Raw genomic sequence first — 11,946 nt, 5'->3', positions numbered from 1 at the left:
GGTAGGGGCGGCGGGGGCGAAAACCCTCCCCGCCCCACACCTCAGTGGTTGCGCGGGAAGCCCAGGTCCACGCTCGACGGGGCGTCGGCCGGGTCCGGCCAGCGGGTGGTGACGACCTTGCCACGGGTGTAGAAGTGCGTGCCGTCGTTGCCGTAGATGTGGTGGTCGCCGAAGAGGGAGTCCTTCCAGCCACCGAAGGAGTGGTAGCCGACGGGCACCGGGATCGGGACGTTCACGCCGACCATGCCCGCCTCGATCTCCAGCTGGAAGCGGCGGGCCGCGCCACCGTCCCGGGTGAAGATCGCGGTTCCGTTGCCGAAGGGCGAGGCGTTGATCAGGTCGACGCCGTCCTCGTACGTACCGACGCGCAGCACGCACAGCACCGGGCCGAAGATCTCGTCCGTGTAGGCCCTGGCGTCCACCGGCACCTTGTCGAGGAGGGAGATGCCGATCCAGTGGCCGTCCTCGAAACCGTCCACCGTGTGGCCCGTACCGTCCAGGACCACCTCCGCGCCCTCCGCCGCCGCGCCCGCCACGTACGACGCGACCTTGTCGCGGTGGGCGGCGGTGATGAGCGGGCCCATCTCGGAGGTGGGGTCGTTCCCCGGGCCGATCTTGATCTTCTCGGCGCGTTCGCGGATCTTCTCCACCAGTTCGTCGCCGATCGAGCCCACCGCGACGACGGCCGAGATGGCCATGCAGCGCTCGCCCGCGGAGCCGTAGGCGGCCGAGACCGCCGCATCCGCCGCCGCGTCCAGGTCGGCGTCCGGGAGCACCAGCATGTGGTTCTTCGCGCCGCCCAGGGCCTGGACGCGCTTGCCGTTCGCGGAGGCGGTGGTGTGGATGTAGCGGGCGATCGGGGTCGAGCCGACGAAGGAGACCGCCTTCACGTCCGGGTGGTCCAGGAGGCGGTCCACGGCCACCTTGTCGCCGTGGACGACGTTGAACACACCGTCCGGGAGGCCCGCCTCCGCCATCAGCTCGGCCAGCCGAACCGACGCCGACGGGTCCTTCTCGCTCGGCTTCAGCACGAACGTGTTGCCGCACGCGATGGCCAGCGGGAACATCCACATCGGCACCATGGCCGGGAAGTTGAACGGCGTGATGCCCGCGACCACACCCAGCGGCTGGCGGATGGACGAGACGTCCACGCGGCTCGCCACCTGCGTCGACAGCTCGCCCTTCAGCTGCACGCTGATGCCGCAGGCCAGGTCGACGATCTCCAGCCCACGCGCCACCTCGCCCAGCGCGTCACTGTGCACCTTGCCGTGCTCGGCGGTGATCAGTTCGGCGATCTCGTCCCGGTGCGCGTCCAGCAGGGCGCGGAACGTGAAGAGGATGGACGTGCGCTGGGCCAGGGACGAGTGGCGCCAGGTCGCCCATGCCTCCTTCGCCGCCGCCACCGCCGCGTCGACCTCGTCGACCGACGCGAACGCGACCTTGGTGGTCACCGCGCCGGTCGCCGGGTCGGTGACCGGCCCGTACGTGCCCGACGCGCCCTCGACGGCCTTGCCGCCGATCCAGTGGTTGACGATCCTCGTCATGGCCGAGTGCTCCTTCACAGATGGCGGCGCCGGGTGGAGACGTGCCGTTCGTACAGGTCACGGGCCTTGACCGCCGACGATCGGGTCGCGGTCTCGGCCACGGGGACATCCCACCAGGCCTGGGCGGGGGGCGCCCCCGACACTGTGTCTGCCGTTTGGGTCTCCACGTAGACACATGTGGGAGTGTCGGCGGTCCGCGCCTCGGCGAGGGCGTCCCGCAGGCCGCGCACGGTCTTGGCCCGCAGTACGCGCATGCCCAGGCTGGCCGCGTTGGCCGCGAGGTCCACGGGCAGCGGCCGACCCGTGAACGTGCCGTCGTCGGACGGGTAGCGGTAGGCGGTGCCGAACCGCTCGCCGCCCACCGTCTCGGAGAGACCGCCGATGGACGCGTACCCGTGGTTCTGGATGATCAGCACCTTGACCGGGACGTTCTCCTGCACGGCCGTCACGATCTCCGTCGGCATCATCAGGTACGTCCCGTCGCCGACCAGCGCCCACACCGGACGCCCTGGCGCGGCCAGGCACACCCCGATCGCGGCCGGGATCTCGTAACCCATGCAGGAGTAGCCGTACTCCAGGTGGTACTGGTCCCGCGACCGTGTCCGCCACAGTTTGTGCAGGTCGCCGGGGAGGGAACCGGCCGCGTTGACGAGGATGTCGTCCTCGGTGACGATCTCGTCGAGCAGGCCGAGGACCTGGGGCTGCGTGGGCCGGGTGTCCGGTTCGTCGCACTCGTAGCAGGCGTCGACGCGGTGCTCCCAGCGCTGCTTGTCCTCCGTGTATTCGGTGACGTATGCGGGGGCGACCCGGTGGTCGTGCATTTCGAGGGACTGGGTGAGCGCCTCCAGCCCGGCGCGGGCGTCGGCGATCAGCGGCAGGCCGGCGAGCTTGTGGCCGTCGAAGGGCGCGATGTTGAGGTTGAGGAAGCGGACGCCCTCGCCCGTGAAGAGGGTGCCGGAGGCCGTGGTGAAGTCGGTGTAGCGCGTGCCCACGCCGATCACCAGGTCGGCGGTGCGGGCGAGTTCGTCGGCGGTGGCGGTGCCGGTGTGGCCGATGCCGCCGACGTCCTGCGGGTGGTCGTGGCGCAGGGAGCCCTTGCCCGCCTGCGTGGAGGCCACGGGGATGCCGGTGGTGTCGGCGAGTTCTGCGAGCGCCTCCTCGGCACGGCTGTGGTGGACGCCGCCGCCCGCGACGATGAGGGGGCGTCGGGCCGCCCGGATCGCGTTGACCGCCGCGGACAGTTCGGCCTGGTCGGCGGCCGGGCGGCGCACGTTCCAGGTGCGCTCGGCGAAGAACTCCTCCGGCCAGTCGAAGCCCTCCGCCTGCACGTCCTGCGGGAGGGCCAGCGTCACGGCGCCGGTGTCGACCGGGTCCGTCAGCACGCGCATCGCCTGGAGCGCGGCCGGGATCAGGGCCTCGGGGCGGGTGATCCGGTCGAAGTACTTCGACACCGGGCGCAGGCAGTCGTTGACGGACACGTCACCGGCGTACGGGACTTCGAGCTGCTGGAGCACCGGGTCGGCGGGGCGGGTGGCGAAGACGTCACCGGGGAGGAGGAGGACCGGGAGGTGGTTGATCGTGGCCAGGGCAGCGCCGGTGACCAGATTGGTCGCGCCCGGTCCGATCGACGTCGTGACGGCGTGCGTGGACAGGCGGTTCGACTGGCGCGCGTAACCGACCGCCGCGTGGACCATGGCCTGTTCGTTGCGTCCCTGGTGGTACGGCATGTCGTCGGCGTACTCGACGAGCGCCTGCCCGAGCCCGGCGACGTTGCCGTGGCCGAAGATGCCCCAGGTGGCGCCGATCAGCCGCTGCCGCTCGCCGTCCCGTTCCGTGTACTGGGCGGCCAGGAACCGCACCAGCGCCTGCGCGACCGTCAGCCTCGTCGTTGAGGTCATCGGTATCCCTCTGTGCTCTCTTGCGTGGGCCGGATGCAATCAGTTCCGCAACTGCGGTACGGCTCCGTCGTGCCCACGTCTCAATGGTGCGCCTGCTGTCCGGGTGCCCTTCGGGACCACCGGACCACAGTGTGCCCGATCCGACACGTAGGGTTATCAGGCCATGCTACGACGCGGGACCTCCGGCGCGGGGCCGTAGCGGGCGGGGAGTCATCGCTCGCACTTCGCTCCTGCCAAAGCAAAGCGGCCTGCCGCGCCGGAGGCGATCTGGAGCCGGGCGTCGCGGGGCGCGTGCACGAAGTCGGTGACTCCGGCGAACACGCTGCTCCGGCCCGGGATTTGGGACTCTTCGTCCTGGTGCGCACCGTATCGGTACCGCTGCGGGGTGCGGGTCCGCGCCAGGGCGGAGGCGTCCACCGGGTTCACAGCACGACCCCCCTCGTACGCCATCGAGTTCCCTTCAACTCGGCCCGCACGAGGCCGGAACGCGTCCCACGCCCGGCCCCGTGGCCCAAGGTCTAGCCCCGCCCCAGGCCCCCTGTCAATATTTTGTCCAGACATTCGGACCAGACCTTGACACGGTTCACCGGACCCCCGCACTCTGACGCCCATGACGTCGTTGTCACCCCAGTCCTCACTCTCCCGTATCCGGATCGGATCGGCGCCCGATTCCTGGGGCGTGTGGTTCCCCGACGACCCGCGGCAGGTCCCCTGGCAGCGCTTCCTCGACGAGGTCGCCGCGTCCGGTTACGAGTGGATCGAGCTGGGCCCGTACGGCTACCTGCCGACCGACCCGGCCGTGCTCGCCGAGGAGACGGCGAAGCGTGGCCTGAAGGTGTCGGCGGGCACGGTCTTCACCGGGCTGCACCACGGTCCGGACATCTGGGAGAAGACCTGGGCGCACGTCTCGGACATCGCCGCCCTGACGCAGGCGATGGGCGCGTCCCACCTGGTGGTGATCCCCTCCTTCTGGCGGGACGACAAGACGGGCGAGGTCCTGGAGCCGAGCACGCTGACGGTCGAGCAGTGGCGGCACCTGACGCAGCTGACCGAGCGGCTGGGACGGGAGGTGCGCGAGCGGTACGGGCTGCGGATCGTCGTGCACCCGCACGCGGACACCCACATCGACAGCGAGGAGAACGTCACGCGTTTCCTCGACGGCACGGAGTCCTCGGTCGTGTCGCTGTGCCTGGACACGGGGCACTACGCGTACTGCGGGGGCGACAGCGTCAAGCTGATCGAGACGTACGGGGAGCGGATCGGGTACCTGCACCTCAAGCAGGTGGATCCGGAGATCCTCGCCGAGGTGCGGGCGAACGAGGTTCCGTTCGGGCCGGCGGTGGCGAAGGGCGTGATGTGCGAACCGCCTGCCGGCGTGCCTGCGTTGGAGCCTGTGCTGGCTGCTGCGCAGGGGCTGGACGTGGATCTGTTCGCGATCGTGGAGCAGGACATGTATCCGTGTGAGCCGGATACGCCCTTGCCGATTGCTCAACGTACTCGGGCATTCCTCAGGTCCTGCGGGGCGTAGGTCGTTTGAGGGCTGCGGGTTCGTTGGGGCTTGTCGCGCAGTTCCCCGCGCCCCTGAGTGGGCAGCGCCACCTCACGCCCCGAAATGCGCCGTTCGTGTCACAAACACCATCGCTCTGTCGCACATGTCGCATGCCCGCAACCCCCGCGTCACACCTTCGCGACAGCCGTCACCCCTTGATCACTCAACGTCGTTGGACGGTTACAGAATCCGCGATCGAGGAGGTGCCGCTGATGACCGACCGCCGTCTCTGGTCGTACAAGGAGATCGCCGCACACATCCGGGTGCAGCCCGACACCGTCCGCTCCTACCGCAAGCACGGGCTCCTGCCGCCACCCGACCATGTGGAGGCCGGAAAACCGTACTGGTACGCGGACACCGTACGGGCCTGGGTGGCGTCCAGACCCAGCAACCGCGGCCGCGGGACCGAGTGAATATCGCGTTGCCTCCCCGCTCGTACGACGTCGAGAATCCTGGGATGAGCGCCGATCCGATCGACTTCTCCGTCAAGCCCGTCCTCACCGGCGAGAGGGCCCTGTTGCGGCCGTTCACCGAGGAGGACGTCCCGGTGATGGCACGGATCCTGGCCGACCCCGAGGTGATCCGGCTGACGGGCAGCCCGCCGGAGGAGTTCGGGGAGGAGCGGCTGCGCTCCTGGTACGGCTCCCGCGGCGAGCAGGCCGACCGGCTCGACCTCGGCATCGCGGACCGGGCGAGCGGCGAACTCGTCGGTGAGGCCGTCCTGAACGAGTGGGACCGGCACAACCGCAACTGCTCCTTCCGCATCCTGATCGGCCCCGGGGGACGCGACCGCGGTCTCGGCACGGAGGCCGTGCGGCTGGTCCTCGGGCACGCCTTCGAGCGGCTCGGTCTGCACCGGGTGTCGCTGTGGGTCTTCACCCACAACCCGAGGGCGCGGCGCGCCTACGAGAAGGCCGGCTTCGTGGCCGAGGGCGTGGAGCGGCAGAGTCTGTGGCAGGACGGTGAGTGGATCGACGCCGTACGGATGGCGGTTCTCGCGCCGGAGTGGGCCGTCCACCGGGGTCGCCCGGAGGCCGGGGCGCTCAGCTCCACGGCTCTATGACCGTTTCCACGGCTCTATGACCGTCACCCCGGCCCCCGGCGCCGTACCCATCGCCTCCAGCGCGGCGGGGACCGCGTCCAGGGAGATCGTGGACGTGACCAGCAGGTCGGGGCGCAGGACGCCCGCGCGAACCAGTTCCAGCATCGGCGGGTAGGCGTGGGCGGCCATGCCGTGGCTGCCGAGGAGTTCGAGTTCGAGGGCGATCGCGCGGGCCATCGGGACCGCGGTGGTGCCGGTCGGGGACGGGAGCAGGCCGACCTGGATGTGACGGCCCCTGCGGCGCAGACCGTTCACCGAGGCCGCGCAGGTGGCGGGTGAGCCGAGGGCGTCCAGCGAGAGGTGGGCGCCGCCGCCCGTGAGGTCGCGTACGGCCTGGGCGGTGTCCGGTACCCGGGAGGCGTCCACGCACGCGGCCGCGCCGAACTTCCGGGCGAGGTCCAGGGCTCCGGCGGACACGTCGACGGCCACCACCCGCGCGCCCGAGGCCGCCGCGATCATCACCGCCGAGAGCCCGACACCGCCGCACCCGTGCACGGCCACCCACTCCCCCGCCGCGAGGCGCCCCTGGGTCACCACGGCCCGGAACGCGGTGGCGAACCGGCAGCCCAGCGCGGCCGCCGTGCCGGACGACAGTTCCTCGGGCACGGCCACCAGGTTGACGTCGGCGTGCTCCAGGGCCACGTACTCGGCGAACGACCCCCGGTGTGTGAATCCCGGCTGCGTCTGCCGCTCGCACACCTGCTGGTCCCCGGCGGCGCAGGCGGGGCAGGTGCCGCAGGCGCAGATGAAGGGGACGGTGACGCGGTCGCCGGGGTGCCAGTGGTCCACGCGGTCGCCCACCGCCTCCACGACCCCCGCGAGTTCGTGGCCCGGCACGTGCGGGAGCGTGATGTCCGGGTCGTGGCCCTGCCAGCCGTGCCAGTCGCTGCGGCACAGTCCCGTGGCCTCGACGCGCACCACGACCCCGTGCTCCGAAGGCGCCGGATCGGGGACCTGCCGCACCTCGGCCGGCTCACCGAACCGCTCGAACACCACCGCACGCATACGTCCCGCCCCTCACCCGGAAGATCACCGTCCGACGAACCGTCCAGCGAACGCTAGCCGAACGGGCCTCCCTGCGGAGCCCCTTGCCGAGTCCATACCCCCTAGGGGTATAGTGTGCCGTCACGTAAGCAACACCCGTCTCGACGAGGAGCAACGCCATGACCGCCCAGACCGACACCGCCGGCACTGTCACCACCGTCTACAAGGTGAGCGGGATGAGCTGCGGGCACTGCGAGGGCGCTGTTTCCAGTGAGATCTCCGAGATCACCGGCGTCACCTCCGTACAGGCCGTCGCCTCCTCCGGCGAGGTCACCGTGGTCTCCACCGCCCCGCTCGACGAGGAGGCCGTGCGCGCCGCCGTCGACGAGGCCGGTTTTGATCTCGTGGGCGAGGCCTGAGCGGCCATGACCAGCACCACCGCCGAGGCTCCCACACGTGAGCCGCTCCGGGAGGTCGAGCTCACGATCGGGGGGATGACCTGCGCCTCCTGCGCGGCTCGCGTCGAGAAGAAGCTCAACCGCATGGACGGCGTCTCCGCCACGGTCAACTACGCGACGGAGAAGGCGAAGGTCGCGTACGCCGGAGGGATACAGGTCGCCGACCTGATCGCCACCGTGGTGAAGACGGGCTACACGGCCGAGGAGCCCCCGCCGCCCCCACCGGGGACGCCCACCGCGGAGACGCCCACCGCGGAGACCCCCGCCGAGGAACCGGCCGACGATCCCGAGCTCACCGCCCTGCGGCAGCGGTTCACGGTCTCCGCGGTCCTCGCCCTCCCCGTCGTCCTGCTCTCCATGGTCCCGGCGCTGCAGTTCGACAACTGGCAGTGGCTGTCGCTGACCCTCACCGCGCCCGTCGTGGTCTGGGGCGGGCTGCCGTTCCACCGGGCCGCCTGGACGAACCTCCGGCACGGCGCGGCCACCATGGACACGCTCGTCTCGGTCGGCACGCTCGCCGCGTTCGGCTGGTCCCTGTGGGCGCTGTTCTTCGGGCACGCGGGCATGCCGGGCATGCGGCACGGCTTCGACCTCACCGTCTCGCGCACGGAGGGCTCGTCGACGATCTACCTGGAGGTGGCCGCCGGGGTCGTCGCCCTGATCCTGCTCGGCCGCTTCCTGGAGGCCCGCTCGAAGCGCCGGGCGGGTGCGGCCCTGCGGGCGCTCATGGAGCTGGGCGCCAAGGACGTCTCCGTTTTGCGGGACGGCCGTGAGGTGCGGATCCCGGTCGCGCGGCTGGCCGTGGGCGACCGGTTCGTCGTGCGGCCCGGGGAGAAGATCGCCACCGACGGCACCGTCGTCGAGGGCGCCTCGGCGGTCGACGCGTCCACGCTGACCGGCGAGTCCGTGCCGGTGGACGTCACCGTCGGGTCCTCGGTGACCGGCGCGACCGTGAACGCCGGCGGCAGGCTCGTCGTCGAGGCGGCCCGCGTCGGCGCGGACACGCAGCTGGCGCGCATGGCGAAGCTGGTCGAGGCCGCGCAGAACGGCAAGGCCGAGGTGCAGCGGCTCGCCGACCGGGTCTCCGCCGTGTTCGTGCCGGTGGTGCTCCTCATCGCCGTCGCCACGTTCGGGGGCTGGCTCGGCGTCACCGGCGACACCGCCGCCGCGTTCACCGCGGCCGTCGCGGTGCTGATCATCGCCTGCCCGTGCGCACTGGGCCTGGCCACCCCGACCGCCCTGCTGGTCGGCACGGGACGCGGCGCCCAGCTCGGCATCCTCATCAAGGGCCCCGAGGTCCTGGAGTCCACGCGCCGCGTCGACACCGTCGTCCTGGACAAGACCGGCACGGTCACCACCGGCCGCATGACCCTCCAGGAGGTGTACGCGGCGGAGGGCGCCGACGAGAGGGACGTCCTGCGGCTCGCGGGTGCCCTGGAGCACGCCTCCGAGCACCCGATCGCCCGGGCCGTCGCCGCGGGCGCCGAGAAGCGCCTGGGCGCCGCGCTCCCGCCCGTCGAGGGCTTCGAGAACGCACCCGGGCGGGGCGTACGCGGCCGCGTGGGAGGCCAGGACGTCGAGGTGGGCCGCCTGACCTCCCGACCGCTCCCGCAGGCGCTGGCGGAGGCCAAGGAGGCCGCCGAGGCGGAGGGCCGCACAGCCGTCGTGGTCACGCTGAACGGAGTGGCACTCGGTGTCCTGACCGTCGCCGACGCGATCAAGGAGACCAGCGCCGAGGCCGTACGCCGGCTGCGCGCCCTGGGGCTCACGCCGGTGCTGCTGACCGGGGACAACGAACGGGTGGCCCGCTCGGTGGCCGCGGCCGTCGGGATCGACGAGGTGATCGCCGAGGTGCTCCCGGAGGACAAGGTCGACGCCGTCCGGCGGCTCCAGTCCGAGGGCCGTACGGTCGCGATGGTCGGGGACGGGGTCAACGACGCCGCCGCGCTGGCCGCGGCCGATCTGGGGCTGGCCATGGGCACGGGGACGGACGCGGCGATCGAGGCGGGCGACCTGACGCTCGTGCGCGGGGACCTGCGGGTGGCCGCGGACGCGATCCGGCTGTCCCGGCGGACGCTCGCCACCATCAAGGGCAACCTCGTCTGGGCGTTCGGATACAACGTGGCGGCGCTGCCGCTGGCCGCCGCCGGACTGCTGAACCCGATGATCGCGGGGGCGGCCATGGCCTTTTCGTCCGTGTTTGTGGTGACCAACAGCCTGAGGCTCAGATCGTTCTCATGAGGAATCTCATGACGTCGAGGTAAAAGTCCCTCTAGAGTCCAGCAGTAGCCTCACATAAGCTCTTCACAAGGCTCGCGCATCTTCCTTACGCTTGGACCCCGATCACCGCATTGGGGCTCTTGCGTAGATTCAGGACATATGCAAGAGACGCAGATCACAGTGGTGTGAACGTAACCATCGAAGGGGTTCGTGAGTCTAAGTTGGCGATGTCAGAAGCGTCTTGGGGGGCGTGACTGACATCAGGGGATGTCTTGGGGGACGTTCCCGGAACTGCGTTGCCGGGGCACGTGCACCGGGGAGCTTTGAGCGGCCCTCCCGTACGTACCCCGGCAGACCGCACCGGAGCAGCACATCGAGTTTTGCTCGTTCTGCTCACCAGCGATTCAGGCGCTGGCCCACCAGACGCCCGGCCGGATCCCGTGGGGGGAATCCGCACCGGGACATGGGAAGGCGCCCTGACCGTCGGCCCGTGGGGGGACCGGCGGCAGGGCGCCTTCCGCTTTGTTCCTGAACTTTCCAGGGCTCGATCCGCCTCCGGGGGCGCCCTGTAAGGGGCGCGGGGAACTGCGCGACCAGCCCCCCACGACCCGCAGACAACGAACCGGGACGCAGAGACGACCCCCGCTCCGAGCGGAGCGCCTAGCGGGACTCGACCGGCACGAAGTCCCGCTCGACGACGCCCGTGTAGATCTGGCGCGGGCGGCCGATGCGGGAGCCCGGCTCCTTGATCATCTCGTGCCACTGGGCGATCCAGCCCGGGAGGCGGCCGAGGGCGAACAGGACCGTGAACATCTCGGTCGGGAAGCCCATGGCGCGGTAGATCAGGCCCGTGTAGAAGTCCACGTTCGGGTAGAGCTTGCGCTCGACGAAGTAGTCGTCCGCGAGGGCGTGCTCTTCGAGCTTGAGCGCGATGTCGAGGAGCTCGTCGGACTTGCCGAGCGCCGAGAGGACGTCGTGCGCGGCCGCCTTGATGATCTTCGCCCGGGGGTCGAAGTTCTTGTAGACGCGGTGGCCGAAGCCCATGAGCTTGACGCCGTCTTCCTTGTTCTTCACCTTGCGGATGAAGGTGTCGACGTCGCCGCCCGCCGTCTGGATGCCCTCCAGCATCTCCAGCACGGACTGGTTGGCACCGCCATGCAGCGGGCCCCAGAGGGCGCTGATGCCGGCCGAGATCGACGCGAACATGTTCGCCTGCGACGAGCCGACCAGGCGGACCGTGGAGGTCGAACAGTTCTGCTCGTGGTCCGCGTGCAGGATCAGCAGCTTGTCGAGCGCGGAGACGACGACCGGGTCCGGCTCGTACTCCTGGGCGGGGACCGAGAAGGTCATGCGCAGGAAGTTCTCGACGTACCCGAGGTCGTTGCGCGGGTAGACGAAGGGGTGACCGATCGACTTCTTGTACGCGTACGCCGCGATCGTCGGAAGCTTGGCGAGAAGGCGGATCGTCGAAAGGTTCCGCTGGGTCTCGTCGAACGGGTTGTGGCTGTCCTGGTAGAACGTCGACAGGGCGCTGACCACGGACGACAGCATCGCCATCGGATGCGCGTCGCGGGGGAAGCCCCGGTAGAAGTTCTTGACGTCCTCGTGCAGCAGGGTGTGCTGCGTGATGTCGTTCTTGAAGGTGCTCAGCTCGTCGACCGTGGGCAGCTCACCGTTGATCAGCAGGTAGGCCACCTCCAGGAAGGTGGAGCGCTCGGCCAGCTGCTCGATCGGGTAGCCGCGGTATCGGAGGATGCCCTGCTCACCGTCGAGGTAGGTGATGGCGGATTTATAGGCGGCGGTGTTCCCGTATCCGCTGTCGAGAGTCACCAGACCGGTCTGGGCGCGGAGCTTCCCGATGTCGAAGCCCTTGTCACCGACGGTGCTGTCGATCACCGGGTAGGTGTACTCGCCGTCGCCGTACCGCAGTACTACAGAGTTGTCGCTCACGTCTTCCCTCACCGAGGTAGTGCCTCATCTTCGAGGTTGCCCTGACTGTCTCTACCATCCCCCAGTTGGCTCAGAAGAGTGCACTCGGGGTCGTCCATCGGGCCCATTGGCGGCACTGAGTGCCGCCAACTTCCCCATCCTGCCCGCTCCGCCCGTCATCTGGAAGTGCTGTGTGACCTTTCCGACTCATTTGATCGATCATTTTTACGATGCGGGTGCGGGGCGGGTGCGGAGTGGGCAC

Annotated in this window: 9 protein-coding genes and 1 pseudogene; 5 read left to right on the top strand and 5 right to left on the bottom strand. The window is 70.2% G+C overall.

Going from position 1 to position 11,946, the window contains the following annotated elements:
* Nucleotides 1-41: 41 nt before the first annotated feature.
* The 3 genes and pseudogenes from mmsA to FNH08_RS31070 form a co-directional block, all read right to left on the bottom strand.
* Nucleotides 42-1,544: a CoA-acylating methylmalonate-semialdehyde dehydrogenase gene (gene mmsA, locus FNH08_RS31080; RefSeq protein WP_152774854.1), complete on the bottom strand. Its 1,503-nt coding sequence runs from the start codon at nt 1,542-1,544 to the stop codon at nt 42-44.
* Nucleotides 1,545-1,558: 14 nt separating this feature from the next.
* Entirely contained in the window at nt 1,559-3,442 is a 1,884-nt protein-coding gene (iolD, locus tag FNH08_RS31075; protein WP_152774853.1) for a 3D-(3,5/4)-trihydroxycyclohexane-1,2-dione acylhydrolase (decyclizing), read from the bottom strand.
* 213 nt (nt 3,443-3,655) lie between these two features.
* Nucleotides 3,656-3,790, bottom strand: a pseudogene (locus tag FNH08_RS31070) (5-deoxy-glucuronate isomerase); the annotation flags it as partial.
* Between the two features lie 262 nt (nt 3,791-4,052).
* Between FNH08_RS31070 and FNH08_RS31065 the strand changes: the two are divergent.
* From FNH08_RS31065 to FNH08_RS31055, 3 genes are all read left to right on the top strand, one after another.
* Nucleotides 4,053-4,970 carry a sugar phosphate isomerase/epimerase family protein gene (locus tag FNH08_RS31065; protein ID WP_152774852.1) on the top strand — a complete coding sequence of 306 codons (918 nt, stop codon included), beginning with the start codon at nt 4,053-4,055 and terminating at the stop codon, nt 4,968-4,970.
* 233 nt (nt 4,971-5,203) lie between these two features.
* On the top strand, nt 5,204-5,404 hold the full coding sequence (locus FNH08_RS31060) for a helix-turn-helix transcriptional regulator (RefSeq protein ID WP_152774851.1): 201 nt from the start codon (nt 5,204-5,206) through the stop codon (nt 5,402-5,404).
* 44 nt (nt 5,405-5,448) lie between these two features.
* A complete protein-coding gene (locus FNH08_RS31055; RefSeq protein WP_152774850.1) occupies nt 5,449-6,054 on the top strand; it encodes a GNAT family N-acetyltransferase in 606 nt (201 codons plus the stop codon).
* Here the strand turns inward: FNH08_RS31055 and FNH08_RS31050 are convergent.
* Complete coding sequence (locus tag FNH08_RS31050) at nt 6,049-7,098, bottom strand: zinc-dependent alcohol dehydrogenase family protein (protein WP_152774849.1); 1,050 nt, start codon at nt 7,096-7,098, stop codon at nt 6,049-6,051. The two genes, FNH08_RS31055 and FNH08_RS31050, sit on opposite strands and share 6 nt — an antisense overlap.
* Nucleotides 7,099-7,256: 158 nt before the next feature.
* Between FNH08_RS31050 and FNH08_RS31045 the strand changes: the two genes are divergently transcribed.
* Nucleotides 7,257-7,496, top strand: coding sequence for a heavy-metal-associated domain-containing protein (locus FNH08_RS31045; protein ID WP_152774848.1), 240 nt, complete (start codon nt 7,257-7,259; stop codon nt 7,494-7,496).
* A gap of 6 nt (nt 7,497-7,502) precedes the next feature.
* Nucleotides 7,503-9,776: a heavy metal translocating P-type ATPase gene (locus tag FNH08_RS31040; RefSeq protein WP_152774847.1), complete on the top strand. Its 2,274-nt coding sequence runs from the start codon at nt 7,503-7,505 to the stop codon at nt 9,774-9,776.
* A gap of 639 nt (nt 9,777-10,415) precedes the next feature.
* On the opposite strand, the gene FNH08_RS31035 is transcribed toward FNH08_RS31040, so the two are convergent.
* Entirely contained in the window at nt 10,416-11,705 is a 1,290-nt protein-coding gene (locus FNH08_RS31035; protein ID WP_322725812.1) for a citrate synthase, read from the bottom strand.
* Nucleotides 11,706-11,946 lie beyond the last annotated feature (241 nt).

It is taken from the genome of Streptomyces spongiae (genome assembly GCF_009377185.1).
GTDB classification, from domain to species: Bacteria; Actinomycetota; Actinomycetes; order Streptomycetales; family Streptomycetaceae; genus Streptomyces; species Streptomyces spongiae.
This window is presented reverse-complemented; position numbering and strand designations above follow the sequence as displayed.

What these genes read in the sequence shown, in the direction of transcription:
- FNH08_RS31060 (WP_152774851.1), top strand. Translation starts at nt 5,204, where the DNA reads ATGACCGACCGCCGTCTCTGGTCGTACAAGGAGATCGCCGCACACATC.
- FNH08_RS31065 (WP_152774852.1), top strand. Translation starts at nt 4,053, where the DNA reads ATGACGTCGTTGTCACCCCAGTCCTCACTCTCCCGTATCCGGATCGGA.
- FNH08_RS31045 (WP_152774848.1), top strand. Translation starts at nt 7,257, where the DNA reads ATGACCGCCCAGACCGACACCGCCGGCACTGTCACCACCGTCTACAAG.
- FNH08_RS31050 (WP_152774849.1), bottom strand. Translation starts at nt 7,098, where the DNA reads ATGCGTGCGGTGGTGTTCGAGCGGTTCGGTGAGCCGGCCGAGGTGCGG.
- mmsA (WP_152774854.1), bottom strand. Translation starts at nt 1,544, where the DNA reads ATGACGAGGATCGTCAACCACTGGATCGGCGGCAAGGCCGTCGAGGGC.
- FNH08_RS31055 (WP_152774850.1), top strand. Translation starts at nt 5,449, where the DNA reads ATGAGCGCCGATCCGATCGACTTCTCCGTCAAGCCCGTCCTCACCGGC.
- FNH08_RS31040 (WP_152774847.1), top strand. Translation starts at nt 7,503, where the DNA reads ATGACCAGCACCACCGCCGAGGCTCCCACACGTGAGCCGCTCCGGGAG.
- iolD (WP_152774853.1), bottom strand. Translation starts at nt 3,442, where the DNA reads ATGACCTCAACGACGAGGCTGACGGTCGCGCAGGCGCTGGTGCGGTTC.